Raw genomic sequence first — 24,867 nt, forward strand, 5'->3', positions numbered from 1 at the left:
CCCGCCCGCTATTGCGCGAACGCCGCCTTCAGGAACGCATCGCTCTTCGCCAGCATCTCGGTGCGTGCCGCGGCATCGTCGATCTGGTGGTCCAGCCCGGGGAACACCACCAGCGTCGACTGCTTGCCCGCATCGCGCAGCCTTTTGTCCATCAGCTTCGACTGCGCGACGCCGACGTTCAGGTCGGTGTCGCCGTGGAACATCAGCACCGGCGCCTTGAACCGGTCGGCGTGGCGCGCGGGCGAGCCCTTGGCCACCGCCTCGCCCGATCCGATCTGCTCGGCCACCAGCACGCGGTTGGTGAAGCCGACCGCCTCGCGCTTGGTCGCCGCCAGATCGGTCACCGGCGCGATCGCCACCACCGCGCGGAACAGGTCGGGGTCGATGACATTGGCCTGCAATGCGGCATAGCCGCCATAGGACCAGCCGACGATCCCCAGCTTCTTCGGATCGGCGATCCCCTCCTTCACCAGCCAGCGGCCGGCATCGGCGACGTCGCTGATCGCCTGCTCCCACGAGCGGAAGGCGTTGTTGGCGAACCAGCCGTCGCCATAGCCCGACGATCCGCGATATTGCGGCTGGATCACGGCGTAGCCGGACGCGGCGAAGAACTGCACCAGCCAGTCGAATCCCCATTCGTCGCGGTACGACGGCCCGCCGTGCGGCATCACGATCGCGGGCAGCCCCCTGGCCGCGCCGCCCGGCGGCAGCGTCAGATAGGCGGGCACCATCGTCCCGTCGGCGGCGGGGAAGCGCACCGCCTTCATCTCGCCCATCGCCACGCCGTCCAACGCCGGGCGCGCGCCGACCAGCGCGTCCAGCCGGCGCGTCGCCTTGGTGAAACGGTAATAGGTGCCCGGATCGACGTCGCTGCCCGCGAACACCAGCAGCTGGCTTTCGTCGGCGTTCGCGCCCACGAAGCGGATCAGCGGCGTCCTGGGCAGCGCCCGCGCCAGCGCCGCGGCCAGCTTGCGATAATCCGGGTCGAAATAGTCGGTCTGCCGCCGGTCGGTGACATAGGTGGCGCCGATCACGCGCCCGCGCCGCCCGATCGTCACCACCGATGTCACGTCGACCTCGGGGTTGCTGGCGACCAGCTCGGTCGCCATCGAACCGTCCAGCTTGACGCTGTACAGCGCCAGCCGCCCGTTCAGCCCGCGCGTGGCAAATGCCACGTCGCGCGTCCCGTCGACCGCCAGCGGCTCCAGCGCGTCGTGGCTGTTCGCCCGCGCGCGGCTGAACGGCTGCCAGCCGCCGCCACCGCCGCCCGTCGGGTGGTAGCGATAGATGGTCTCCCCGGTCAGCAGGCCGGTGCCGTCGCGCGGCATCACCTCCTTGATGCGGATGTTGCCCTGGCCGTCGGCGAGGTAATCGGTCGCCTCGCTGTCGGGCCGCTCGACCAGTTGCGCCTTGCCGGTGACCGTATCGACCAGCTCGACGCCCAGCCCGTCGCGCGACCCGGTCCCGCGGATGTTCGACCCGGTGGCGTCCGCTTCGGGGACGAAGTCGCGCGACATCAGCACCCAGCCGTCGCCCGATCGCCAGTCGATGACATTACCGTCGAACTGGTTGGGGCGCGATGCCAGCCCACGCAGCTTGCGCCCCAGCGGCAGGAGGTGCGTGCCGTCGGCATCGAACCCGACCAGCCGGGTATAGGACACCCGCCGCTCCAACGCGTCGCTGATCCCGTACAGCTTGCACACGATCCGCGTCGGCGACGACCAGCCGCAACGCACCGGCTGCAATCCGTTGCCGTCGCTCAGACCGATCGGCGTCGTCGCGCCGGTGTCGGCATCGACGATCACGGCGGCATCGCCGCGTGTGCCCATCGACGTCAGGATCGCCACCCGCCGCCCGTCGGGCGACATGCTGATCTGGCGCACGTTCTCGCGCGCGCCGAACCGCTCGGCCAGCGTCTGGGGCTTCGCGGGCGCGTCCTTCGCCGCCGGTGCCTGCGCCCCCGCAGCCGACATCGCCGCGCCCGGCATCGCCGCCCCCGCCAGCAGCACGCACAACACCGCCGCCGATCGCCGACCGATCATCACCTTCCCCCCGATCATGTCCCCGCCGCCATGCTATGGCGCGGATCGCCGTGTCACAAGCCGCTTTGCCAACGCCCGCGTGGACAGCCGCCGCGGCGATTGGCAGAAGGCCCCAACGCCTTCTCCCGGTCGGAGCCTCGTTTCATGCGCCTGCGTACCCTCGCCCTCCCGTTCCTCGCGCTCGCCGCCGTGCCCGCCGCCGCGCAGACCGCACCGCCCATATCGGAAGCGACGCTGAAGGACGTGACGAAGGAGCTGTCGTCCGATGCCTATGAGGGCCGCGCCCCCGGTACGGCGGGGGAGGAGAAGACCGTCGCCTATCTGGCGAAGCGGTTCGCCGCGGCGGGCCTCACGCCCGGCAACAGGGGCAGCTGGTATCAGGACGTGCCGCTGGTGGAGATCACCGCGCAGAACGTCTCGCCGCTGACCTTCAGCGGCGCGGGCGCGCCGATCGCGCTCGCCTACGGGCCGCAGATGGTGATCGGTACCCACCGCATCCAGCCGCATATCGCGGTGAAGGACAGCCCGGTCGTCTTCGTCGGCTATGGCATCACCGCCCCCGAAAAGGGCTGGGACGATTATGCCGGCGTCGACGTGCGCGGCAAGACGGTGCTGATCCTGGTCAACGATCCCGACTGGCAGCAGCCGGACGTCGGCGGCCTCTTCAACGGCCGCGCGATGACCTATTACGGCCGCTGGACCTACAAATATGAGGAAGCGGCCCGCCACGGTGCCGCCGCCGCGATCATCGTGCATCAGACCGAACCGGCCGCCTATGGCTGGAACGTCGTCCAGTCGAGCTGGACCGGGGCGCAGCAGCTGGCCGATTCGAAGGACGGCGGCGCCGGGGAAAGCGCGGCGATCGGCTGGATCCAGCACGACGCCGCGCAGCGCCTGTTCGCGCAGGCCGACCAGTCGTTCGACACGCTCGCCGCCGCGGCGAAGCGGAAGGGCTTCCGCGCCGTCGCGCTCAAGGGGGTCACCGCATCGGTGTCGTTCGACAATGCGATCCGCAAGCACATGTCGCGCAACGTCGTCGGCGTGCTGCCGGGGAAGACGCGGCCCGACGAATACATCCTCTATTCCGCGCACTGGGACCATCTGGGCCATTGCGAGGCGGCGCCCGACGGCGACGACATCTGCAACGGCGCGATCGACAATGCCACCGGCACCGCCGCGCTGGTCGCGCTGGCGGAAGCGAATGCGAAGGCCGGCGCGCCCGCGCGCAGCCAGATCTTCCTGGCGGTGACGGGCGAGGAATCGGGGCTGCTCGGCTCCGAATATTATGCCGCCAACCCGCTCTATCCGCTCGCGAAGACGGTCGCGGGGGTCAATATGGACGCGCTGTCGATGGCCGGCCCGGCGAAGAACGTCGTGGTGATCGGCAAGGGCAAGTCCGATCTCGACGGCTGGCTCGACCGCGCGCTGGCCACGCAGGGTCGCGTCGCCAGCGTGGAGCCGACCCCGGAAAAGGGCTTCTACTATCGCTCCGACCATTTCAGCTTCGCCAAGCGCGGCGTGCCGATGGTCTATTTCGAGGGCGGCGATGATCTGGTGAACGGCGGTCGCGCCGCGGGCAAGGCCGCGGCCGAGGATTACGAGGCGCACCGCTATCACGGGCCGAAGGACGAATATGATCCGGCGTGGGACTGGACGGGTGTGGTGCGCGACGTCCAGCTCTACTACACGCTCGGTCGTTCGCTGGCGGACAGCGACGCCTGGCCCAATTGGGTCGCCGGCGACGAATTCCGCGCGATCCGCGACAAGAGCCGCGCCCCCTCCACCCCTGCCGCCCCGTCTGCGAAGTAAGGAACGCTGCCGCGATGACCTCGATGCTGACCCCGCCCGCCGAATGGGCGCCGCACAAGGCGGTATGGATCGGTTTTCCCAGCCACCCCGAATTGTGGGGCGACGATCTGGAGGAAGCGCGGGCGGAGGTGGTCGCCTTCGCCCGCGCGGTCCACGCCGGCGGGCGCGGCGAACAGGTGCTGCTGGTCGCCGCCGATGACGAGGCGGCGGCCGCCGCGCGCGCGATGGCGCCGTTCGCCGAACTGGTTGTCGAACCGTTCGGCGACATCTGGCTGCGCGATACCGCGCCGATCATCGGCGGCGACGCGCGCGCGCGCGATTTCGGCTTCAACGGCTGGGGCGGGAAATACGACCTGCCGGGTGACGAGGATATCGGCGCGCGGCTGGCGCGGCGGCGCGGACTGTCGATCCTGCCGTGCGACTGGGTGCTGGAAGGCGGCGCGATCGACGGCGACGGCACCGGGCTGGTCGTCACCACCGAACAATGCCTGCTCAACCCCAATCGCAACCCCGACCTGACGCGCGAGGCGATCGAGCGGCGGCTGAACGAGGATCTGGGGCTGACGCGCGTATTGTGGCTGGGAGACGGCCTCATCAACGATCACACCGACGGGCATGTCGACAATCTGGCGCGCTTCGTCGGCGAAAATCGCCTCGCCATCCCGCAGGCGGCGGACAACGATCCCAACTGGCGCATTTACCAGGATGCCGCCGCGCGGGCGCGCGCCGCGGGGGTGGAGGTGGTGCTGGTCCCCTCCCCCGGCCGCGTGATGCGCGATGAGGAGATCGTGCCCGCCAGCTACATGAACTTCTACATCGGCAATGCCGCGGTGGTCGTCCCGCTCTACGGCATGCCGCAGGACGACGAGGCGGTGGAGGCGATCCGCGCGCTGTTCCCGACCCGCGACGTCGTCGGCCTGCGCGCCGATGCGATCCTGACCGGCGGCGGCAGCTTCCACTGCATCAGCCAGCAGATCCCGGCATGACCGCCCCCACCGCGCCGCGCGTCCTCGACCGCGTCGACCTGCCGTTCCTCCCGAACCATTACCGGGGGAAGGTGCGCGACAATTACGATCTGCCCGACGGACGCCGGCTGATCGTCGCCAGCGACCGGCTGAGCGCGTTCGACCGCATCCTGTGCGCGGTGCCGTTCAAGGGGCAGGTGCTGACTGAGGTCGCGCGCTTCTGGTTCGAGGCGACGGCGGACATCTGCGCCAACCACGTTATCGACTATCCAGATCCCAACGTGCTGCTGTGCCGGCGGCTGACGATCCTGCCGGTGGAGATCGTCGTGCGCGGCTATCTGGCGGGGACCACCAGCACCTCGATCCTGACGCTGTACAAGACGGGTCAGCGCGCGATGTACGGCACCCTTCTGCCCGACGGCCTGATCGCCAACCAGCCGCTGCCCGAACCGATCATCACGCCGACCAGCAAGGAATTCGACGGCGGGCACGATCGCCCGCTGGCTCCGGCGGAAATCCTCGACGCCGGCCTGCTGACGGCGGCGCAATGGGACGAGGTCAGCGCCACCGCGCTCGCGCTGTTCGCGCGCGGACAGGCGATGGCCGCCGAGCGCGGGCTGATCCTGGCCGATACCAAATACGAATTCGGCGTCGATGCGGACGGCCGCATCCTGCTGGCGGACGAGGTCCACACCCCCGACAGCAGCCGCTTCTGGAAGGCCGCCACCTATGACGCGCGCGTCGCGGCGGGGGAACGCCCCGACAGTTTCGACAAGGACGTCGTGCGCGCCTGGGTCGCCGAACGCGCCGATCCCTATGCCGCCGATCTCCCCGCGATCCCCGACGCGCTGATCGCCGCGACCAGCGCGGTCTATGTCGAGGCCTATGAGACGATTACCGGCCAGCCGTTCGTCCCCGACCTGTCGGGCGCCACGGTCCTCGACCGCATCCGCACCCGCCTCACCCCCTTCGCCACCTGACGCGCGCGCCGCGCCCCGGCAAGGGCCGGGGCGCCGTCCCGCCGCGGATCACCTCACCGCGTCGGCACCGGCTCCGCGCCCGAATAATCGTAGAAGCCGCGCCCGGTCTTGCGCCCGTACCAGCCCGCCTCGACATATTTGACCAGCAACGGCGCGGGCCGGAACTTCGGGTCGCCGGTGCCCTCGAACAGCACGCGCGTGATCTCCAGGCAGGTGTCCAGCCCGATGAAATCGGCCAGCGTCAGCGGCCCCATCGGGTGGTTCAGCCCCAGCTGCACCGCCGCGTCGATGTCGCGGATCGATGCCACGCCCTCGCCCAGCGCGAAGCACGCCTCGTTCAGCATCGGCATCAGCACGCGGTTGACGATGAAGCCCGGCGCATCGTTGGCATTCACCACGCGCTTGCCCAGCGCCGCGGCATAGGTCTCGACCGTCTTCACCGTCGCGTCCGACGTCGCCAGCCCGCGGATCACCTCGATCAGCCCCATCACCGGCACCGGGTTGAAGAAATGCACCCCGATGAAGCGCGCCGAATCGGGGCTGGCCTGCGCCAGCCGCGTGATCGGGATCGACGAGGTGTTCGACGCCAGCACCGCCTGATGCCCCAGCACCGCGCCGACCGTGGCGAAGATCGCGCGCTTGATCTCCTCGCGCTCGGTCGCCGCCTCGATCACCAGCCCGCACGACGCCATGCCCGCGACGTCGCCGACCGGCTCGATCCGCTCCAGCACGCGGTCGCGCGCATCGGCGTCGATCTTGCCCTTTTCCACGTCGCGCGCCAGCCGTTTGGCGATTCCCGCCTTGCCCGCCTCGGCGCGCGCCTGGTCGACATCGCTCAACAGCACGCGATAGCCCGCGGCGGCGGAAACCTGCGCGATCCCCGCGCCCATCTGGCCCGCACCGATCACTCCGACAGCCTGCATCATCATCTCCCGTTCATGGCGTTTTCCCTTTAGACACCCGCACGGCGAACAGACCAGCACGGAGATGGCGATGCGGTGGACGGCATATCTGGCGGCGGCGAGCGGCTGGCTCGCGGCCTGTTCCTCCCCCGCGCCCGATGCGGCGTCGGCGAACCGGACGACGGCCACGGCCGCCCCCGCACCCACACCGGCACCGACCGTTGCCGCCGACACCCACGCCCGCCCCGCCCCGGCCGAGCCGCGCACCTTCCGCGACTGGGCGGTGGCGTGCGACAATGGCGCGCGCTGCACCATGGCCTCGCTCGCCCCCGGCGACGCCGGCGACTTCCCCGCCTTTACGCTGTCGGTCACGCGCGATGCCGGGCCGGCGGGCGGCTTCGCGCTGTCGCTGTCGGCGATCGAAGACAAGCCCGCGCCCGCCGCGATCGTCGTCGACGGGCGCCGCTTCGCGCTCGCCGGTGACGGGCTGACCGGCGCGCGCGCCGCCGCGGTCGTCGCGGCGATGGCGAACGGCCGCGCGATGCAGGTGCGCGGCGGCGGCGGGGCGGCGCTGGGCGACGTGTCGCTGGCGGGCGCGTCGGCGGCGCTGCGCTATATCGACGACCGCCAGGGGCGCGTCGGCACCGTCACCGCCGCAGTGGCCAGGGGTGCCGCGCCGCCCGCGCGCGTCCCCGCCGCCCCCGCGCTGCCGGTGGTGGTCGCCGTCGCGCCGGGCGGGCGCGCCGCGACGATCACGCCTTCGCTGCTCGCCGCGATGCAGGCGACCGGCCGATGTGAGACGAAGCGCCCCGATGGCGAACCCTGGACCGCCGAGGCGCACGCGCTGGGCGGCGGCGCGACGCTGGTGCTGCTGCCCTGTTCGATGGGCGCCTATAACGAGGTGCAGGCATTGTTCGTCGTGCGCGACGGCAAGGCCGCGCCCGCGCGGGTCGATGCGCCCGCGGGCTTCGCCGCTACCGGCGCGGACCCGGAAACGCCGGTGCCCAGCCTCGTCAACGCGGCATTCGACGGCGGCGTCCTGAGCAGCTATGCGAAGGGCCGGGGACTGGGCGACTGCGGCCTGTCGCAGGCGTTCGTATGGGATGGGGCCATGCTACGACTGACCGACCAGAACGAGATGCGCGAATGTCGCGGCAATCCGGAATTCCTGTCGCTGTGGCGCGCGCGCGTGGTGCGGCGATGATCGCGCCGCTCGCGCTGCTGCTGTTCGCCCCCGCCGCCGCGCACGCGCCCGGCGACCTGCGCACCTTCACCGACTGGATCATGGGCTGCGACAACCAGCGCGCGTGCCAGGCGGTGGCGCTGGTGCCCGATGATGCGGACGGCGACGGCTATCTGATGCTGGTGCTGCGCCGCGACGGCGCGGCGTCGGCGCCCGCGCAGCTGCAGGTGCCGGTGCCCGATGCGGTCGCGGCGGGCGCACGCCTGTCGTTCGCGGTCGATGGCACGCCGGTGGCGCAGATCGTCGCCCCCGGCAAGGGCGCCGGGCTGGCGCTGCCGTTCGAGGGCGCGATCCGCGCCGCCTTGCTCGGCGGGCGGCAGGCGACGTTGAGCGACGCGCGCGGACGCACGCTGGCGCGCGCGTCGCTGGCGGGGCTGTCGGCCAGCCTGCTGGCGGTGGACGAGGCGCAGCAACGCGTCGGCACCCGCACCGCGCTGGTTCGCCCCGGCGCGCGTCCGGCCACCGCGGTGCCGCCGGTCCCGCCGTTGCCGGTGATCCGCCAGGCGCCCGCGCTGGTCGCGCCGCCGCGCACCATTTCGCCCAAAGAGGCCGCGCAACTGATCGGGCGCGACAATGCGTCGTGCCAATATGCGATCGGCCCGGTGAAGCCGAAGTCGTACCGGCTCGACGCCACCCACTCGCTGATCGCGATCGAGCATCCGTGCGGCAACGGCGCCTACAATATCTACACCAGCCTGTTCGTCGCCGGTGACAAGGGCAAGCCCGCGCCCGCCATCCTCGACGCGCCCGCCACGTTCGGCAATTCGCCCGTCAATCAGGTCGTCAACGGCGACTGGGACGCGCGCACCCGCCGCCTCACCTCGTTCGTGCGCGGGCGCGGGCTGGGCGATTGCGGGTCGCGACAGGCGTTCGCCTGGGACGGCGCGCGCTTCCGGCTGGTCGAACAGGCGCAGATGGGCGAATGCCGCGGCGCTTACGACTATATCACGACATGGCGCGCGCGCGTGGCCGTCAACTGAACGGCTGATCGCCGGTCAGGGCGCGGGCCGCTCCGCCTGCGCCTCCGCCAGGATCACCGCGAACCGCCCGTCGGGATCGGTCCATTCGCGCACCGGCGTCCATCCGCCCGCGCGCAGCAGGATGCGCGCGTCGCGGGGGCCGTATTTGTGGCTGTTCTCGGTGTGGATCGTCTCGCCCGCGGCGATGTCGAACGCGCGCCCCTCCACCTCGAACGCGGCATTCTCGGTCGCCTCCAAATGCATCTCGATCCGCGCGCGATCGTCGTTCCACACCGCCTTGTGGCGGAACGCCTCGACCGGGATCGTCCCATCCAGTTCGCGGTTGATCCGCTCCAGCAGATTCAGGTTGAACGCCGCCGTCACCCCCGCCGCATCGTCATAGGCCGGGACCAGCACGTCCTCCCCCTTGATCCGGTCCATCCCAATCAGCAGCATCGCGCCTTCCTTCAGCGACGCGCGCATCGCCCGCAACAGGTCGATCGCCGCCAGCGGAATCAGGTTGCCGATCGTCGATCCGGGGAAGAACCCCAGCTTGGGCATGTCCTCGATCGTGCGCGGCAAGGTCAGCGGGCGGGTGAAATCCGCCTCGAACGGCAGGATCAGCAGTTCCGGAAACCGCTGCGCCAGCGGGCGCACCGATTCGCGCAGGAAATCGCCCGAAATGTCGATCGGCACATAGGCGCCGGGTGCCAGGCATTCGAGCACGATCGGCGTCTTGGTCGACGATCCCGATCCGAATTCCACCACCGCGCGCCCGGTGCCCACCATCTCGCGCAGTTCGCCGCACATCGCGTGCAGCAGCGCGGTTTCGGTGCGCGTCGGATAATATTCGGGCAGCTCGGTGATGCGTTCGAACAATTGCGACCCGCGGTGGTCGTAGAACCAGCGCGCCGGGATCGCGCGCGGGCGGCGCGCCAGCCCCGCCAGCACGTCGGCGCGGAATTGCGGGTCGGCCAGCCGGGTCTGGCCATCCTCGATCTCGGGCTTCAGCATCGCGTCACAGGTCCTTTGCCAGGCGCACGCCGGTGAACTGCCAGCGTTGATGGGGGTAGAAGAAATTGCGGTAGCTGGGCCCCGCATGGCCGCGCGGCGTCGCGCAGCTGCCGCCGCGCAGCACGAACTGCCCGCTCATGAACTTGCCGTTATATTCGCCGACCGCGCCCTCGGCGGCACGAAAGCCGGGATAGGGGCGGTACGCCGATCCGGTCCATTCCCACACGTCGCCGAACAACGCCGGCCCGCCCGTCGACGGTCGCGGCTCGATCGCGCCGGCCATATCCAGCTGGTTGCCCCCCGCGGCGTCATGTGCGGCGGCGGCGGCTTCCCATTCGAACTCGGTCGGCAATCGCGCGCCCGCCCAGCTGGCATAGGCGTCCGCCTCGAAGAAGCTGACATGCGTCACCGGCGCCGCCGGATCGACCACGCGCCGCCCGTCCAGCCCGAAGCGCGTCCACACGCCGTCGCGCCTTTCCCAGTACAGCGGCGCCTCGATGCCCTCGCGCTGCACCCATGCCCAGCCGTCCGACAGCCACCAGCGCGCATCGCGATAACCGCCATCGGCGATGAACGCGGCCCATTCGCCGTTGCTCACGGTGCGGTCGGCGATCGCATGCGCGGGCACCAGCGCGCGGTGGCGCGGCCCCTCGCAATCGAACGCGAAGCCGTCGCCGGCATGGCCGATCTCCACCACGCCCTCGTCGCGTGCGATCCATCCGATCGGCCCCGGCATCGCCACCGGCACCTTGGGCGCGGCCGGCCAGACCGCCGGCTCCAGCGGGTTTTCGGAAAACAGGTGCAGCATGTCGGTGACCAGCAGTTCCTGGTGCTGCTCCTCGTGATGGCACCCCAACGCCACCAGCGCGCGCGCCGCCGGCGGCAGCGTGTCGATTGCCGCGAGCACGCCCGCGTCCACCGCCGCGCGATAGGCCCGCACCTCGTCCAGCGTCGGGCGTGTCACCATCCCGCGCCGTCCGCGCGCGTGCCGGCGCCCCTCCGCCTCGTAATAGCTGTTGAACAGGAACGGGAAGCGTTCGTCATGCAGCCGGTAATCCGGCACATGATCGCGCAGCACGAACGTCTCGAAGAACCAGGTCGTATGCGCCAGATGCCATTTGGCGGGCGACGCATCGTCCATCGACTGTACCGTCGCATCGGCGTCGGACAGCGGCGCGGCCAGCGCCAGCGTCAGCGCACGGACATCGCGATAGCGTGCGGAAAGGGCACGGGCATCCTGATCGGCGTACCCTGCCGTTGCGTGTCGCTGCGCTTCCATCGATCCGTCTCCCGCGCGCCGGCCATCCCGGCATGCAGAAGATCAGCCGCGCGTCAGCGGTTGGCCCCTGCTACCCACAAAACGTCGCCACCGGCATTTTTGTTCACGTGCCGGCATGCGACAAAAAGGTAGTCCGACAGGCGGTTGAGGTACGCCAGCGCCTGCGGATTGGCCGCATCGCCCATCGCCACGGCCGATCGTTCCGCGCGCCGCACCGTCGCGCGCGCGACATGCAGCGCCGCCGCCGCGCCGCCCGGCAGGATGAAGCTGGTCAGCGGCGGCAGTTCGGCATTGAGCGCGTCGATCGCCGCCTCCAGCCGCGCGACCTGTGCCGGCACGACGCGCAACACCATCTCGGACGGCGTGAAATCCTCGCCCGGCGTGGCCAGGTCGGCGCCCAGATCGAACAGGTCGTTCTGCACCCGCGACAGCTCGCGCGTCACCTCGCCCTCGGGCAGCGATGCGATCGCGACACCGATGACGCTGTTCGCCTCGTCGACGTCGCCGATCGCCTGCATCCGCGCGTCATGCTTGGCCACGCGGCTGCCGTCGACCAGCCCGGTCGTCCCGGCATCGCCGGTCCGGGTGTAGATACGGTTCAGCTTGACCATGCCCCGCGTCAGGTGCGCCCGGCCGCGAACAGGATGACCACCACGATCAACACCGCCAGCGCCTGGAAGAAGACGCGCATCTGCATCATGCGGTTTGATTTCAGCTGCGCCGCGGTCGGCCCGGCCCCGGTCCCGCGCGCCTCCGCCGACGCTTCCTGAAGGAACGAGACGATGCCGCGCACCAGCGCGACCACCGTGGCGATCATGGCCGCGATCAGCAGGATGACGAGGAATGTGTTCATGCGCCGAATGTAGGACGCGCGGGCCGGTGGGGCAATGCGCCGTATCGGCCACCCGTTACCTGCGTTCCGGCGAACGCCGCAACCCAGGGCCAAGCAGAACCATGCCCGCCGACCCGCTACCTCCCCCGCAACCGCGCCGCCACCGCGCGCCCGTCCTCGCCGGCCGCGCGCATCGCCGCCAGCGTCGGCGCGCCGTGGCGCTTGGCCAGCCGCTCCCCGTCCGCGCCGGTCAGCAGCGCGTGGTGGTGGTAACGCGGCACCGGCAGGTCCAGCAGCGCCTGCAGCAACCGGTGGATGTGCGTCGCCGCGAACAGGTCGCGCCCGCGCACCACGTCGGTCACCCCCTGCGCGGCGTCGTCCACCGTCACCGCCAGGTGATAGCTGGCCGGTGCATCCTTGCGCGCCAGCACCACGTCGCCCTGCGCCAGCGGATCGGCCGCGATCGTCCGCCCATGGTCGGTGAAGGCCAGCGCCCCCACGCGCGCCACCGCCGCGGCCATGTCGATCCGCCAGCAATGCGGCGCGTCACGCTCGCCCGCGCCGCGGCACGTCCCCGGATAGATCGCCACCGGCCCGTGCGGCGCGCTCATCGCCCCGGCGATCTCCGCGCGGGTGCAATAGCAGCGGTAGAGCAGCCCCATCTCGCGCAGCCGCTCCAGCGCCGCGGCGTACCGATCCAGCCGCGCCGACTGGCGCACCACCGGCCCGTCCCAGGCCAGCCCCAGCCACGTCAGGTCGTCCAGGATCGTCGCGACATGCTCGTCGCGGCTGCGCGTCCCGTCGATATCCTCGATCCTGAGCAGGAACCGCCCGTCCGCCGCCCGCGCCATGTCGTGCGCCAGGATCGCGGACACAGCGTGGCCCATGTGCAGCCGCCCGGTGGGCGACGGGGCGAAGCGGGTGACGATCATGACCGGCGATGTGCGCGGGCATGGACCCGCGATCAAGTCCGCGGCTATCACGCGGGGCATGACGCTTACCCCCCCGATCGCGCCGCAGCGCCCGCATTCCTTCACCGCCCACGGCATCACCATCGACGATCCCTGGGCGTGGCTGAAGGATCCGAACTATCCCGACGTCACCGACCCGGACGTGCTCGCCTATCTGGAGGCGGAGAACGCCTATTTCGAGGCGCAGATTGCGCCGCACCGCCCTTTGGTCGATCGCCTGTACGAAGAGATGAAGGCACGCATCAAGGAGGACGAATCCTCCGTGCCGCAAAAGGATGGCGACTATCTCTACTGGACCGCGTTCGAAACCGGCGGCCAGTATCGCCTGTGGTGGCGGCGCCCCGTCGCGGGCGGCGCGGACGAACTCCTGCTCGACGAACCCGCGCTGGCGGCGGGGAAGGAATATTTCCGCCTCGGCGCGTTCGCGGTGTCGAACGACGCGACGAAGCTCGCCTATGCGATCGACGACAACGGTTCGGAACGCTTCACCATCCATGTGAAGGATCTGACCACCGGCGCGCTGCTGTCCGACGTCATTCCGGGGATGCTGTCCGACATCGTCTGGGCGGCGGACGACAGCGGCTTCCTCTATGGCCTCGCCAACAAGGAATGGCGCACCGACAATGCGCGCTTCCACCGACTGGGCACCGATCCGGCGCAGGACGTCGAACTCTATCACGAGGCGGACGAGGGCTATCGCGTCGCGGTGGGGGAAACCAGCGACCGGCGCTGGATCGTCATCGGCACCGGCGATCACGTCACCAGCGAGGTGCGGCTGCTGCCCGCCGCCGATCCCTTCGCCGAACCGATCCTGGTCGCGCCGCGGCTGGCGGGGCGCGAATATGACGTCGATACCCACGGCGACACGCTGTTCATCCACACCAACGATACCGATCCGATGTGGCGGCTGGTCACCGCGCCGATCGCGTCGCCCGGCGAATGGACCGAGCGGATCGCGCCCAGCCAGCGTTTCTACATGACCGGGGTGGAATGTTTCCGCGACTTCTTCGTGGTGGAGGGGCGCGAGGACGGGCTGGACCAGATCGAGCTGCATTCCTACGACCCCGCCGTCCCCGCGCACCGCATTCCCTTCCCGGAGGCGAGCTACACCGCCGGCACCGGCGACAATCCCGAATATGACCAGAGTGTGATCCGCCTCGGTTATGAATCGATGGTCACCCCCGGCACCGTCTACGATTACGACACCGCCACCGGCGCGCTGACGGTGCTGAAGGTGCAGGAGATTCCGTGCGGCTATGACGCCGCGCGCTACGCCACCGAACGGCTGACGATCCCCGCGCGTGATGGCACCGCGATCCCGGTGTCGATCGTCTATCCCGCCGGCTTTCCGCGCGACGGGTCGCGCCCGCTGTTCCTCTATGCCTATGGCGCCTACGGCCATGCGATCCCGCCGGGCTTCTCGACCGGGCGGCTCAGCCTGCTCGACCGCGGCTTCGCCTATGCCATCGCGCATATCCGCGGCGGCGACGATCTGGGCCAGCAATGGTATCACGACGGCAAGCTGGAAAAGCGCACCAACACCTTCACCGATTTCGTCGATGTGGCGCGCGGGTTGGTCGCGGACGGCTGGACCAGCGCGGGGCGAATCGCGATCGCGGGGCGCTCGGCCGGGGGCGAGTTGATGGGCGCGGTGGTCAATTCCGATCCCGACCTGTGGGGCGCGGTGATCGCCGACGTGCCGTTCGTCGACGTCCTCAACACGATGCTCGACGAAACCCTGCCGCTGACGCCGGGCGAATGGCCCGAATGGGGCAATCCGATCGAGGACCGGGAAGCGTTCGAGCTGATCCGCAGCTATTCGCCCTACGACAACGTGACGGCGCAGGATTATCCCCCGCTGTTCATCTCCGGCGGCCTCAACGACCCGCGCGTCACCTATTGGGAACCGGCCAAATGGGCTGCGAAGCTGCGCGCGACCAAGACCGACGACAACGTCCTGCTGCTCAAGACCAACATGGGCGCCGGCCACGGCGGCAAGTCCGGCCGCTTCGAGAGCCTGCGCGAGGCGGCGGAGGAACACGCCTTCGTGCTGTGGCAGCTGGGTATCGAGGGGTGATCCACGCCCCCCGCCGTCATGCCGAGGTGCGGCGCGCCGCACCGTCGCCGGGCGTGCGATGCCGGCGGCTTCGGAACCGGTGCGGACCGCGGCGATACCCGACTTCTTCATGCCGGACGTGTTCCGGCATCCACCGCGCCGCAGACGCGCACGCCGTCGGTGGCGCGGAACCGTGGACCCCGGAACCGGTCCGGGGTGACGGGTGTGTTGAGCGTTTCGCACCGGTTGCGACCCCGTCCGCACCGGCGCCGCGCGCATGACGATCGAGGCAATCGTCGCGAAATACGGCCTCGCCGCGCTGTTCGCGGGTGCCGCGCTGGAGGGGGAGGCCGCGGTCGTCGCCGGCGGCGTGCTGGCGCACCAGCAATATTTCCCACTGTGGGCCGCGATGATCGCCGCGGCCACCGGGTCGTTCTGTGCGGATCAGGCGTGGTTCTTCGCCGGGCAACGGATGCGCGACCATCGCTGGGTCGCCGCTGCGCGTGCCAGGCCGGCGTTCGCGCGCGCGCTGGCGATGCTGGAGCGACACCCGGTCGGCTTCATCTTCGCCTTCCGCTTCCTCTACGGCTTCCGCACGATCAGCCCGATCGCGATCGGCACCACCGCCGTGGCGCCGCGACTGTTCGCGGCGGTCAATGCGGTGTCCGCGATCAGCTGGGGCATCATCTTCTGTTCGATCGGCTATTGGTTCGGCCATGCGTTCGAGGCGCTGGTCGGCCGGTTGACGCAAGGGCCGCGGCTGTGGTGGCTGGTCGGCGGCATCGTCGCCGCCGGGCTGGCCGCGGCGCTGATCTACCGGCAAAGGAGCCGTGCGCGATGACCTTCCAGCAACGCTTCACCGCCGCCGCGGGCGACATCGACGAACTGGGGCACGTCAACAATGCCGTCTGGGTGCGCTGGATCCAGGAACTGGCGGTCGCCCACTGGGATGCGGTCGCCCCGCCCGAACATCGCGCGGCGCTGGTGTGGGTCGTGACCCGCCACGAAATCGACTATCGCGGCAACGTGGCGGAGGGGGAGACGGTGACCGGCGAAACCTGGGTGCCGGCGCCGCCGCGCGGCGCTCGCTTCGACCGCCACGTCCGCTTCACCGGCTCCGACGGTCGCATCCGGGTGGAGGCGATCACCACCTGGGCACTCCTCGACCGCGCCACCGGCCGCCTGCTCCGCGTCCGCCCGGACATCGCCGCGCCGTTCCTGGCGGGGTAATGGGGGGGTTACCGGCCCAGCCTGCGCACCAGCCGGATGCCCAGCGTGTCGATACCGGGGTTGGTGTCCGAAAAGATCCGGCGGTGGCTGAAATGCTCCCACGCCAGTTCGGCGGCCCAGCGCCGGTTCAGCCGCACGCCGATCGCGGCATTGGGATTGAACAGCACACGCGATCCCCACGACGTGCGCCTGCGATAGATGTCGTAGCGTCGCCGCGCCTCTGCGTCGGAAATGCCCGGCGCGAACGGATCCGGGGTGAAGCGATAGCCGTCATGCACGGTCACGCCGATGCCGATCTGACCATAGATCCGGTCGCCAAGCGCATGCTGGCGCCATTCCGCGCCCAGGCTCGCAAAATGGGTGCGTCCGGCGGTGTTGATCTGCACCTTGGCGGTGACGCGCGGCTTCAGAACGAAGCGTATGGGGGCGGAGCGATACGAAAGCTGGATGTCGGCGGTGCCATATTCCTCCTCGCCTTCATACAGCACGCCCGCCGGCGTCGCGGGCGCAAACAGCTTGTCGCCCAGCGGGTGGAAATTGGAACCATGGTCGAAAGCGCCGACCGCGATTTCCGGCCGCGCCGAAAGCGCCGGATCGTCCATCGGGCCGGCGCGCTCCTTCGCCACCGCTGTCGTCGAGACGAACGCCATCGCCGCGCCAAGCGCGCGTTTCCATGCACCGATCATGTAGCTGCCCCTTCAAACAGGCGTCGCCCGCCCGCCGGAAATGGCGTAAGATAGCAACGAATTTCTGTCAAACAGAAAGATATTGATGACAGACGGCTATTTTCTACCTGCGGGAAAGGCACGCCTGTGCCGCTGGGCGGGTATGATGTTCCTGTTGGCGGCGGCGGTGATGCCGATCGTGATCGCGTTCGCCGGACTGACGCCGGGCGCGACACCGATCTGCGGTGGCGGCTATGGCTGTGTCTGGAAAGCAAGCGCGACGGCGCTGCTGCCGGAAGAAACCCGGGCCGGCATCGAGGAATCGCCCCGCGCCCGTGCCCGATTGGAAACCTACGCCGCGCGGGCCGATGTGCGCGCCGGGCTGGCGGCGATCAGGGCGATCGACCTGCTGCCATTCATGGCGCTGCTTGGCAGCATCGGCGTGGCATTGCGTCGGCTGGGTGGCACCGGCGTCGACACGCTGGAACGGGCATTGCCATGGCTACGCTACGCATCGCTGGCAGCGATCGTCTGGGCGCTCGCCGGCCCCGTCTACGAAAGTGCGCTGGAAACATGGCTGTCGCCGGGCACGCCATCCGGCTTTCAGGTCGTGACGACGGTCACGCTCGCACCGATCGCCGGCGGGCTGCTGCTCGCCCTTGCCGCTTACGCCGCGATCTGGGCGGTGGAAGCGGCGCTGGAAGCGCGACGCGATCTGGATCGCTTCGTCTGATGCCGATGATCGTCAACCTCGACGTCATGCTGGCGAAGCGAAAGGTTCGTTCGAAGGAACTCGCCGAGGCGATCGGTATCACCGAATCCAACCTGTCGCTGTTCAAGTCGGGCAAGGTGAAGGGCGTACGCTTCTCCACTTTGGCGGCGATCTGCCGCTACTTGGAGTGCCAGCCGGGAGAGATTCTTGCTTACGAGCTTTCCGACGACGATCTGCGGCCGGAAAGCGGGGAGTGACGGCATTCACGCCAAACCCGCCGCCTTCTACGCCGTCGCGTGAAGCAATGACCTTCATCTTCGCGCGGCTCATCCACAGTATCCGCACCACCGGCGGCGGTCGGGAACCACCGCCCGCGGGCACACGATCACGCCGGCTGCTTTTCTCCGATCACCTTCAGCAGGTCGTCGAACGACGTGGCGAAGCTCGCCACGCCTTCCTCCACCAGCGTCGCGGTGACGCCGTCCAGGTCCAGCCCCAGCCGCTCGGCATCGGCCATCACCTGCCTCGCGCCCGCGACGTCGTCGGTCAGCGTCTGCGCGACGGTGCCATGGTCGCGGAATGCGTCCATCGTCTTGGGGGGCATCGTATTGACCGTCTCCGGCCCGATCAGCGCGTCGACGTACAAAGTGTCGGGGTAATCGGGGTTCTTGGTGCCGGTCGATGCCCATAGCAGCCGCTGCGGCTGCGCACCCTTGGCGGCCAGCTTCTGCCAGCGGTCCGACGCGATGAATTCCTGATACCAGGCATAGGCCAGCTTGGCGTTGGCGATCGCCACCTTGCCCTTCAGCGCCTTGGCCTCGTCCCCGCCGACGCCGGCATCGATCTTGTCGTCGATCTTGCTGTCGATGCGGCTGACGAAGAAGCTCGCCACGCTGGCGATGCGGTCGATCGGCAGCCCCTTTTCGGCGCGCTCCTCCAGCCCCTCGACATAGGCGTTCGCGACCTTCTGATACGCCGCGATCGAGAACAGCAGCGTGACGTTGACGTTGATCCCCTTGGCGATCGTGTCGCGGATCGCGCGCACGCCGTCGTCGGTGCCGGGGATCTTGATCATCAGATTGGGGCGGTCCACCGCCTTCCACAGCCGCTCGGCCTCCTCGGCGGTTTCCGGCCCCTTCATCGCCAGATAGGGGGATACCTCCAGGCTGACATAGCCGTCCTTGGCGTCCAGCCGGTCATAAACGGGGCGCAGCGTGTCGCACGCCGCCTGGATGTCCTTCACCGCCTGCGCCTCGTACCGCGCCATCGCGGTCGCGCCGGGGTTGGCCTTGTCGAACGCGGCGAAGCCCTCGTCATAGGCCTCGCCCGAACCCATCGCCTTTTCGAAGATCGTCGGGTTGGAGGTGACGCCGCTCAGCCCGTCCTCGTCGACCAGCTTCTGCAGCCCGCCGGCGTTCAGGAACTTGCGATCCACGAAGTCCAGCCACACCGCGGTGCCGGCGTTGCTCAGATCCTGCAGCTTGCTCATCCCGATCTCCTGTTACCCTCGGCCCCGCGCGGGGGGCGGGGCCGATGTTCGCCATCTCAACCGATATAGTGTCGCCCGCCCGCCTTCGCAGCGGCGGCGGGTCAGTTCGCGGCCATCGCTTCCTTCGCCACCTTCACGACATTCGCCACCGTGAAGCCGAACTTGTCCTGCAGCTTGGCGATCGGGGCCGATGCGCCGAAGGTCGACATGGTGATCTGCCGCCCTTCGTAGCCGACATAGCGGTCCCAGCCGAGCGATCCGGCCATCTCGATCGCGACGCGCGCCTTCACCGCCTTGGGCAGCACGCTTTCCTTATAGGCGGCGTCCTGCACTTCGTAGCGGTGCCAGCTGGGCATCGACACGACACGCGCCTTCACCCCCTCGCCGGTCAGCTGCTCATAGGCCTTCACCGCCAGCGCGACTTCCGATCCGGTCGCGATCAGGATCACCTCCGGCGTACCATCGCTGTCGGCCAGCACATAGGCGCCCTTCTCCAGCCCCTCGGCACCGGCATATTTGCTGCGGTCCAGCGTCGGCAGCGCTTGGCGCGACAGCACCAGCGCGGCGGGCGTGCCCGCGTCCTTCATCACCGCGCGCCATGCCGCGGCGACTTCGTTGGCGTCGCACGGGCGGATCGTGTCGAGCCCGGGGATCGCGCGCATCGTCGCCAGATGCTCGATCGGCTGGTGGGTCGGCCCGTCCTCGCCCACGCCGATCGAATCGTGCGTGAACACGAACACCGAGCCCAGCTCCATCAACGCCGCCAGCCGCACCGGCGCGCGCATGTAATCGAGGAAGACGAGGAAGGTGGAGCCATAGCCGCGCAGGTGCGACAGCGACATGCCGTTCACCACCGCGCCCATCGCATGTTCGCGCACGCCGAAGTGGAAATTGCTGCCGGCGTAATTGTCCGCCTCGAACGACGCCGCGCCCTTGATGTCGGTCTTGGTCGACGGCGCCAGGTCGGCGGACCCGCCCAGCAGCCACGGCACCTTCTTCGCGATCGCGTTCAGCACCTTGCCGCCCGCGTCGCGGCTGGCGACGCCCTTGTCGTCGGCCTCGAACACCGGGATCTCGCTGTCCCAGCCCTCGGGCAGCTCGTCCTTCCACATCGCGTCCAGCTCGGCGGCCTTGTCGGGATGCGCGGCGCGATAGCGGTCGAACAGCGCGACCCAGGCGTCGCGCGCCGCGCCGCCGCGGTCCTTCACCGCTGCGCCGAACGCTTCCTTGACGCCCTCGGGGACGTAGAAGTCCTTGTCGGTCGGCCAGCCGTACGCTTCCTTGGTCTTGACGATATTCTCCGCGCCCAGCGGCTCGCCATGCGCCTTTTCCGTGCCAGCGCGCGGGGAACCCCAGCCGATCACCGAATGGACGACGATCATCGTCGGGCGGTCCTGCTCATCGCGGAACGCCTGAATCGCGGCGGTCAGCGCGCCGACGTCATTGGCGTCGTCGACATGGATGACGTTCCAGCCATAGGCCTCGAAGCGCTTGCCGACATCCTCGTCGAACGCCAGGTCGGTGCCGCCCTCGATCGAGATGTGGTTGCTGTCATAGATCCAGCACAGGTTCGACAGCTTCAGGTGCCCGGCCAGCGACGCGGCCTCGGCGCTGACGCCCTCCATCATGTCGCCGTCGCCGCACAGCGTGTAGACGTCATGGTCGAACAGCGCGAAGTCCGGCGTGTTGTAGCGCGCCGCCAGCCAGCGTTCCGCGATCGCCATGCCCACCGAATTGCCGCAGCCCGCGCCCAGCGGGCCGGTGGTCGTCTCCACCCCCGTCGTGTGGCGATATTCGGGGTGGCCCGGCGTCTTGGAGCCGAGCTGGCGGAACTGCTTGATATCGTCCAGGCTCACCGCCGGCTGGCCGCTCTTGTTACCCTCCGCGTCGATCTCCTCGACGCCGGCCAGGTACAGCAGCGAATAGAGCAGCATCGACGCATGGCCGACCGACAGGACGAAGCGGTCGCGGTTCGGCCAGTCGGCGTGCGCGGGGTCATAGCGCAGGAACTGCGTCCAGATCGTCCAGCCGACCGGCGCCAGCGCCATCGGCGTGCCGGGGTGGCCCGAATTGGCCGCCTGCACCGCGTCCATCGACAGCGTGCGGATGGTATCGATCTGCAGCCGCTCGGGGCTGCCGTCTTCATGAACGCCCGCAGGCAGGGTGGCGGTATCGGTCATGGAAACCTCTTATCCGGAATGGTCATGCCAACGCACCGGCGGGGCGCCGGTTGCCGAGTCCCGGCCCCCTTAACGGCTCGCGTCGCCGCGTTCCAGCCGCGTAACGACACCCGCGTCGGCGATATAGGCGGCGTCGACCTCGGTGAGGAACAGGCCGTGCCCCAGCGCACCGGGAACGGCGTCGATCGCGCGCGCCAGCCCCGCCGGATCGGCGATCGCGCCGAAACGCGCGTCCAGCACGATATTGCCGTTGTCGGTGACGCCGTCGCGCACCGTCACCGCCGCGCCCAGCGCCGCCAGCCGCTCGGCGACGAAGGCGCGCGCGAACGGCAGCACCTCGACCGGCAGCTTCGCCGCGCCGATCGCAGCGACCCGTTTCGATCCGTCGGCGATCACCACCATCCGCGCGGACGCCGCCGCGACGATCTTCTCGCGCAGCATCGCACCGCCCGCGCCCTTGATCGCCAGCAGCCGCGTATCGACCTCGTCCGCGCCGTCGATGGTCAGGTCGACGCGCGCCACATCGGCGAAATCGCGCACCACCAGCCCGCCGGCACGCGCCTTCGCCGCGCTGTCGATGCTGGTCGCCACCGTCTCGATCCGCGCGCCGCGCGCGATCAGCGCCGCGATCGCGAACGCCACGGTCGATCCGGTGCCCAGCCCGACGAGCATCCCGTCACGCACCTCCGCCACCGCCGCCTCGGCTGCCAGCCGCTTGTCGTCATCGCGCACACCACACCTCCGCCCCGCCCAACGCGCCAGCCGCCATCCCGCCCCGAACCCCACATGTCATCCCGGCTAAAGCCGGGATCTCCCGCGGCAAGCCGCATCGCCCGCCCCGGAAAGGCCCCCGCCTGCGCAGGGGCGACGGACATTGGCACAGGAGCAGCCATCAGCCCCGCCGCACACCCCCTCCGCGTCTCCGCGCCGCTGCGCGAACCCCGCTTCCACGTCGCGCCTTCGCGTCTTCGCGTGGCTCCAGACCGCAACCCGGCCGTCACGAATAACGCTGTTCCTCCCACCACGGCACGAAGTCCGGCATGTCGCGGCTCACCCGGTCGGGATACACCGGCGCGCGCTTCTCCAGGAACGAGGTCACGCCCTCCTTCGCGTCGCCCGACCGCCCGCGCGACAGGATCGCGCGGCTGTCGACCTTGTGCGCGTCCATCGGGTGCGAATAGCCAAGCCCGCGCCACAACATCGCGCGCGTCAGCGCCACCGATACCGGGGCGGTGTTGTCGGCGATCTCGCGCGCCAGTTCGTTGGCGCGCGCCAGCAGCCGGTCGGCGGGCAGCACCTCCTTCACCAGCCCGCCCGCGTGCGCCTCGGCGGCGTCGAACACCCGGCCGGAATAGCACCATTCCAGCGCCTGGCTGATCCCGACGACCCGCGGCAGGAAATAGCTCGACGCCGCTTCCGGCACGATCCCGCGCCGCGCGAACACGAAGCCCATCCGCGCGGTGTCGCTCGCCAGCCGGATGTCCATCGGCAGCGTCATCGTGCTGCCCACGCCCACCGCCGGGCCGTTGATCGCCGCGATCACCGGCTTGACGCTTTCGAAGATGCGCAGCGTCAGCCGCCCGCCGCCGTCGCGCGCGCTCTCGCTGGAATAGCGCAGCTCGCCGTTCGGCCCGACCGGCGATTCCTCGCCGCGGCTTTCGTAGTCGAACGTTTTGCCCCCGCCCGACAGGTCCGCGCCGGCGCAGAAGGCGCGCCCCGCGCCGGTCACGATCACGCAGCGCACGTCGTCGTCGGCATCGGTCGCGTCGAACGCCGCGATCATCTCGGCCATCATCGTGCCGGTGAAGGCGTTGAGCTTCTCCGGCCGGTTCAGCGTGATCGTCGCGACGCCGTCGGCGACCTCATAGATGATCTGTTCGTATGCCACCGGCCTCTCCTCGTGATGCTTACGGCGGCATAACAATACTTACGGAAGGCGCCCGTCAAGCGCCGATCCCGGCCAACGCCGACAGCGTCGTCCGGCGAAGGCGCGAATTTCCCGCTGCCCCTGCATCGCGCGACCCGTAAAGACCCCGGCCTGCGCCGGGGCGACGCTCGTGGCGGTCGTGCCCTCTCGCGGAACCTCACCGCCCGCCACCACCGTCATCCCGGCAAAGGCCGGGATCTCCCGCGGCTCCCGCATCGCGCGCGCCGCAGACGCGCCGCTACACCCGCTTTCCGAACAGCCGCCCCAGCACCGCGTCGGCCGCCTGCACCACCGCATCGGCCACCGCCTGCGGATCGGGCGCGCGCTGCGTCCCCTGCGGCGCGGCCGCGTCGCCCGTTTCCGGCCCCGGCCCGGCAGCAGCGGGCGAGGGCGCCGGAGCGGGCGCCGCTCCCTCCGCCGCCTTGCGCGCGATCGCCGCGCTGGCCGCCGCCGCCGCGACCGTCAGCGCCCCCGCGATCGCCTGCCGCCCAGCGGCGCTCGCCATCGCCGCGCCGGCCTGCCCGATCAGCTCGTCGCCCGCCTTGCGCAGTTCCTTGGGCAGCTTCACGCCCAGGATTTCCTTGGGCAATCTGCCCTTCTTCGCCTTCTTCCCGCCCACGTCGCTCACCTTCGCTGTGTGACAGGGATATAAGACACCTAAAGCGCGCTGCAATGCCCGCCCCTGCCTCAGGAAGTGTGCCACGCGACCGTCAACAGCGCATGGCTGGCGACCGGCGCACCATCGTGGCCGACCGCCGGGGCGAAGCGCAGCGGCCGGGCGGGGCGGCAACTGGCGGTGTCGATGTCCGCCCGGCCGCTCGACAGGATCGGGCGACACCCCGTCGCAGCGCCCGCCGCGTCGATCGTGACGAGGATGCCGGTCGTCCCTCCCGCTCCCGCGCGCAGCGCCGTGCGCGGATAATCCTGGACACTGTAATAATCCGCGATCCCGCCGATCAGCGATGGTGGCGTGGCGATCCGGGCGTCCTCCGCCGGGTCCAGCCCCCAGAAGGCGGCCACCTTTGCCACGCACGCATCCGTCGCGCGCCACGCCGCCGCAAAGGTCGGCAGCGTGATGACGATCGGCGCGCCCGTCGCGCCCGTCGCGGCCGGCCGCTCGGCCGGAGCCAGCATCAGCGTGTCGCCCTCCTTCGCGCCAGCGAACAGCGTGTCGTCCAGGACGACGCGCCAGCGCCGCTGCCCAGCGTCATGCCCCGCCGCGTGCTGCGGATCGGGCAAGGCACGGACCGTCGCGGTGCGATCACCGAACGTCACGCGGACGCTGCCGGGGTCTGCGCCCCTCCCGCCCGCCTCGGTAACCCACAGGGTCGAGCGGCGCGTCGTCGGTACGCGCCACCATGACAGCGTGACCGAGGCCGCGTCCGAGCCGAACCGGCGCGTCAGCGTGCATTTGTCGGCCCCAGCATCGACGACCCATTTGTCGCCGGCCACGGGCATTGCGGCGGGCGCTCCCCATGCCGGAACGCCCACCCCCGCAAGGATCAAAGCCACCGCTCGCATCGTTCCCCCCGTCATCTTGCCCCGCTCCCCCCATCGCCCCACATCCGGCCGGCACGCGCCGTCTGGACGCGCGCGAACAAATCTGGAACAT

Annotated in this window: 24 protein-coding genes; 10 read left to right on the forward strand and 14 right to left on the reverse strand. The window is 69.9% G+C overall.

All coding sequences use genetic code 11. The annotated features are described in order from the left end of the window. Positions 1–8: 8 nt before the first annotated feature. On the reverse strand, positions 9–2,060 hold the full coding sequence (locus COA17_RS07660; protein ID WP_245857537.1) for an alpha/beta hydrolase family protein: 2,052 nt from the start codon (positions 2,058–2,060) through the stop codon (positions 9–11). A gap of 126 nt (positions 2,061–2,186) precedes the next feature. Here COA17_RS07660 and COA17_RS07665 point away from each other — a divergent pair, with 126 nt between their 5' ends. From COA17_RS07665 to COA17_RS07675, 3 genes are read left to right on the forward strand one after another with little or no spacing between them, the layout of a single operon-like run. Beyond that, positions 2,187–3,851, forward strand: coding sequence for a M28 family metallopeptidase (locus COA17_RS07665; protein ID WP_096611385.1), 1,665 nt, complete (start codon positions 2,187–2,189; stop codon positions 3,849–3,851). A 14-nt stretch (positions 3,852–3,865) separates the two neighbouring features. Further along, on the forward strand, positions 3,866–4,837 hold the full coding sequence (locus tag COA17_RS07670) for an agmatine deiminase family protein (RefSeq protein ID WP_096611387.1): 972 nt from the start codon (positions 3,866–3,868) through the stop codon (positions 4,835–4,837). Then, the gene (locus COA17_RS07675) at positions 4,834–5,796 is read left to right on the forward strand and encodes a phosphoribosylaminoimidazolesuccinocarboxamide synthase (protein WP_096611389.1); all 963 of its coding nucleotides are present in this window, start codon (positions 4,834–4,836) and stop codon (positions 5,794–5,796) included. The genes COA17_RS07670 and COA17_RS07675 overlap by 4 nt, the downstream gene beginning before the upstream one ends. A 53-nt stretch (positions 5,797–5,849) precedes the next feature. On the opposite strand, the gene COA17_RS07680 is transcribed toward COA17_RS07675, so the two are convergent. Continuing rightward, positions 5,850–6,719 carry a 3-hydroxybutyryl-CoA dehydrogenase gene (locus COA17_RS07680; RefSeq protein WP_096611676.1) on the reverse strand — a complete coding sequence of 290 codons (870 nt, stop codon included), beginning with the start codon at positions 6,717–6,719 and terminating at the stop codon, positions 5,850–5,852. Positions 6,720–6,789: 70 nt separating this feature from the next. On the opposite strand from COA17_RS07680, the gene COA17_RS07685 reads away from it, so the two are divergent. After that, a complete protein-coding gene (locus COA17_RS07685) occupies positions 6,790–7,902 on the forward strand; it encodes a DUF1176 domain-containing protein (RefSeq protein ID WP_096611678.1) in 1,113 nt (370 codons plus the stop codon). Further along, entirely contained in the window at positions 7,899–8,921 is a 1,023-nt protein-coding gene (locus COA17_RS07690) for a DUF1176 domain-containing protein (protein WP_176484837.1), read from the forward strand. Before COA17_RS07685 ends, COA17_RS07690 begins: the two co-directional genes overlap by 4 nt. A 15-nt stretch (positions 8,922–8,936) precedes the next feature. Here the strand turns inward: COA17_RS07690 and egtD are convergent, their stop codons facing one another. The 5 genes from egtD to gluQRS form a co-directional block, all read right to left on the reverse strand. Then, positions 8,937–9,914 (reverse strand): L-histidine N(alpha)-methyltransferase, encoded by a 978-nt coding sequence (gene egtD, locus COA17_RS07695; RefSeq protein WP_096611393.1) that lies wholly within the window; start codon positions 9,912–9,914, stop codon positions 8,937–8,939. 4 nt (positions 9,915–9,918) lie between these two features. Then, the gene (gene egtB / locus COA17_RS07700) at positions 9,919–11,193 is read right to left on the reverse strand and encodes an ergothioneine biosynthesis protein EgtB (protein WP_096611395.1); all 1,275 of its coding nucleotides are present in this window, start codon (positions 11,191–11,193) and stop codon (positions 9,919–9,921) included. Between the two features lie 53 nt (positions 11,194–11,246). Further along, a complete protein-coding gene (locus COA17_RS07705; protein ID WP_066492218.1) occupies positions 11,247–11,804 on the reverse strand; it encodes a cob(I)yrinic acid a,c-diamide adenosyltransferase in 558 nt (185 codons plus the stop codon). A gap of 8 nt (positions 11,805–11,812) precedes the next feature. Then, a complete protein-coding gene (locus COA17_RS07710; RefSeq protein WP_066492220.1) occupies positions 11,813–12,046 on the reverse strand; it encodes a twin transmembrane helix small protein in 234 nt (77 codons plus the stop codon). Between the two features lie 116 nt (positions 12,047–12,162). Continuing rightward, the gene (gluQRS, locus tag COA17_RS07715) at positions 12,163–12,957 is read right to left on the reverse strand and encodes a tRNA glutamyl-Q(34) synthetase GluQRS (RefSeq protein ID WP_096611397.1); all 795 of its coding nucleotides are present in this window, start codon (positions 12,955–12,957) and stop codon (positions 12,163–12,165) included. Positions 12,958–13,015: 58 nt separating this feature from the next. Between gluQRS and COA17_RS07720 the strand changes: the two genes are divergently transcribed. From COA17_RS07720 to COA17_RS07730, 3 genes are all read left to right on the forward strand, one after another. After that, entirely contained in the window at positions 13,016–15,073 is a 2,058-nt protein-coding gene (locus COA17_RS07720) for a S9 family peptidase (protein ID WP_096611680.1), read from the forward strand. A 256-nt stretch (positions 15,074–15,329) separates the two neighbouring features. Then, positions 15,330–15,893, forward strand: a complete 564-nt coding sequence (locus COA17_RS07725) for a DedA family protein (protein ID WP_096611399.1) — start codon at positions 15,330–15,332, stop codon at positions 15,891–15,893. Next, positions 15,890–16,282: an acyl-CoA thioesterase gene (locus COA17_RS07730; protein ID WP_096611401.1), complete on the forward strand. Its 393-nt coding sequence runs from the start codon at positions 15,890–15,892 to the stop codon at positions 16,280–16,282. Before COA17_RS07725 ends, COA17_RS07730 begins: the two co-directional genes overlap by 4 nt. Positions 16,283–16,290: 8 nt before the next feature. Here COA17_RS07730 and COA17_RS07735 read toward each other — a convergent pair whose 3' ends face one another. Continuing rightward, positions 16,291–16,968, reverse strand: a complete 678-nt coding sequence (locus tag COA17_RS07735) for an acyloxyacyl hydrolase (protein WP_066492232.1) — start codon at positions 16,966–16,968, stop codon at positions 16,291–16,293. A gap of 85 nt (positions 16,969–17,053) precedes the next feature. Here COA17_RS07735 and COA17_RS07740 point away from each other — a divergent pair, with 85 nt between their 5' ends. Both COA17_RS07740 and COA17_RS07745 read left to right on the forward strand, forming a co-directional pair. Next, a complete protein-coding gene (locus COA17_RS07740; protein WP_245857539.1) occupies positions 17,054–17,680 on the forward strand; it encodes a hypothetical protein in 627 nt (208 codons plus the stop codon). Then, complete coding sequence (locus COA17_RS07745; protein ID WP_066709688.1) at positions 17,680–17,916, forward strand: helix-turn-helix domain-containing protein; 237 nt, start codon at positions 17,680–17,682, stop codon at positions 17,914–17,916. The genes COA17_RS07740 and COA17_RS07745 overlap by 1 nt, the downstream gene beginning before the upstream one ends. Before the next feature lie 128 nt (positions 17,917–18,044). Here the strand turns inward: COA17_RS07745 and tal are convergent, their stop codons facing one another. From tal to COA17_RS07775, 6 genes are all read right to left on the reverse strand, one after another. Then, a complete protein-coding gene (gene tal / locus COA17_RS07750; protein WP_096611405.1) occupies positions 18,045–19,148 on the reverse strand; it encodes a transaldolase in 1,104 nt (367 codons plus the stop codon). 101 nt (positions 19,149–19,249) lie between these two features. After that, on the reverse strand, positions 19,250–21,328 hold the full coding sequence (tkt, locus tag COA17_RS07755) for a transketolase (RefSeq protein ID WP_096611407.1): 2,079 nt from the start codon (positions 21,326–21,328) through the stop codon (positions 19,250–19,252). A gap of 69 nt (positions 21,329–21,397) precedes the next feature. Further along, on the reverse strand, positions 21,398–22,060 hold the full coding sequence (gene rpiA / locus COA17_RS07760; RefSeq protein ID WP_096611409.1) for a ribose-5-phosphate isomerase RpiA: 663 nt from the start codon (positions 22,058–22,060) through the stop codon (positions 21,398–21,400). Positions 22,061–22,325: 265 nt separating this feature from the next. Next, positions 22,326–23,216 carry a crotonase/enoyl-CoA hydratase family protein gene (locus tag COA17_RS07765; protein WP_066485581.1) on the reverse strand — a complete coding sequence of 297 codons (891 nt, stop codon included), beginning with the start codon at positions 23,214–23,216 and terminating at the stop codon, positions 22,326–22,328. Between the two features lie 277 nt (positions 23,217–23,493). After that, the gene (locus tag COA17_RS07770) at positions 23,494–23,883 is read right to left on the reverse strand and encodes a hypothetical protein (RefSeq protein WP_245857541.1); all 390 of its coding nucleotides are present in this window, start codon (positions 23,881–23,883) and stop codon (positions 23,494–23,496) included. Positions 23,884–23,942: 59 nt separating this feature from the next. Next, complete coding sequence (locus tag COA17_RS07775) at positions 23,943–24,767, reverse strand: energy transducer TonB (protein WP_176484838.1); 825 nt, start codon at positions 24,765–24,767, stop codon at positions 23,943–23,945. Positions 24,768–24,867 lie beyond the last annotated feature (100 nt).

It is taken from the genome of Sphingomonas ginsenosidimutans, from assembly GCF_002374835.1.
In the GTDB taxonomy this organism is placed as follows: domain Bacteria; phylum Pseudomonadota; class Alphaproteobacteria; order Sphingomonadales; family Sphingomonadaceae; genus Sphingomonas; species Sphingomonas ginsenosidimutans.

Coding starts and splice junctions, on each gene's coding strand:
- COA17_RS07705 (WP_066492218.1), bottom strand. CDS start 11,804: ATGGTCAAGCTGAACCGTATCTACACCCGGACCGGCGATGCCGGGACG.
- gluQRS (WP_096611397.1), bottom strand. CDS start 12,957: ATGATCGTCACCCGCTTCGCCCCGTCGCCCACCGGGCGGCTGCACATG.
- COA17_RS07660 (WP_245857537.1), bottom strand. CDS start 2,060: ATGATCGGGGGGAAGGTGATGATCGGTCGGCGATCGGCGGCGGTGTTG.
- COA17_RS07670 (WP_096611387.1), top strand. CDS start 3,866: ATGACCTCGATGCTGACCCCGCCCGCCGAATGGGCGCCGCACAAGGCG.
- COA17_RS07680 (WP_096611676.1), bottom strand. CDS start 6,719: ATGCAGGCTGTCGGAGTGATCGGTGCGGGCCAGATGGGCGCGGGGATC.
- COA17_RS07710 (WP_066492220.1), bottom strand. CDS start 12,046: ATGAACACATTCCTCGTCATCCTGCTGATCGCGGCCATGATCGCCACG.
- tkt (WP_096611407.1), bottom strand. CDS start 21,328: ATGACCGATACCGCCACCCTGCCTGCGGGCGTTCATGAAGACGGCAGC.
- COA17_RS07720 (WP_096611680.1), top strand. CDS start 13,016: ATGACGCTTACCCCCCCGATCGCGCCGCAGCGCCCGCATTCCTTCACC.
- COA17_RS07740 (WP_245857539.1), top strand. CDS start 17,054: ATGACAGACGGCTATTTTCTACCTGCGGGAAAGGCACGCCTGTGCCGC.
- COA17_RS07675 (WP_096611389.1), top strand. CDS start 4,834: ATGACCGCCCCCACCGCGCCGCGCGTCCTCGACCGCGTCGACCTGCCG.
- COA17_RS07735 (WP_066492232.1), bottom strand. CDS start 16,968: ATGATCGGTGCATGGAAACGCGCGCTTGGCGCGGCGATGGCGTTCGTC.
- COA17_RS07745 (WP_066709688.1), top strand. CDS start 17,680: ATGCCGATGATCGTCAACCTCGACGTCATGCTGGCGAAGCGAAAGGTT.
- egtD (WP_096611393.1), bottom strand. CDS start 9,914: ATGCTGAAGCCCGAGATCGAGGATGGCCAGACCCGGCTGGCCGACCCG.
- egtB (WP_096611395.1), bottom strand. CDS start 11,193: ATGGAAGCGCAGCGACACGCAACGGCAGGGTACGCCGATCAGGATGCC.
- COA17_RS07690 (WP_176484837.1), top strand. CDS start 7,899: ATGATCGCGCCGCTCGCGCTGCTGCTGTTCGCCCCCGCCGCCGCGCAC.
- tal (WP_096611405.1), bottom strand. CDS start 19,148: ATGAGCAAGCTGCAGGATCTGAGCAACGCCGGCACCGCGGTGTGGCTG.
- COA17_RS07725 (WP_096611399.1), top strand. CDS start 15,330: ATGACGATCGAGGCAATCGTCGCGAAATACGGCCTCGCCGCGCTGTTC.
- COA17_RS07665 (WP_096611385.1), top strand. CDS start 2,187: ATGCGCCTGCGTACCCTCGCCCTCCCGTTCCTCGCGCTCGCCGCCGTG.
- COA17_RS07685 (WP_096611678.1), top strand. CDS start 6,790: ATGCGGTGGACGGCATATCTGGCGGCGGCGAGCGGCTGGCTCGCGGCC.
- COA17_RS07730 (WP_096611401.1), top strand. CDS start 15,890: ATGACCTTCCAGCAACGCTTCACCGCCGCCGCGGGCGACATCGACGAA.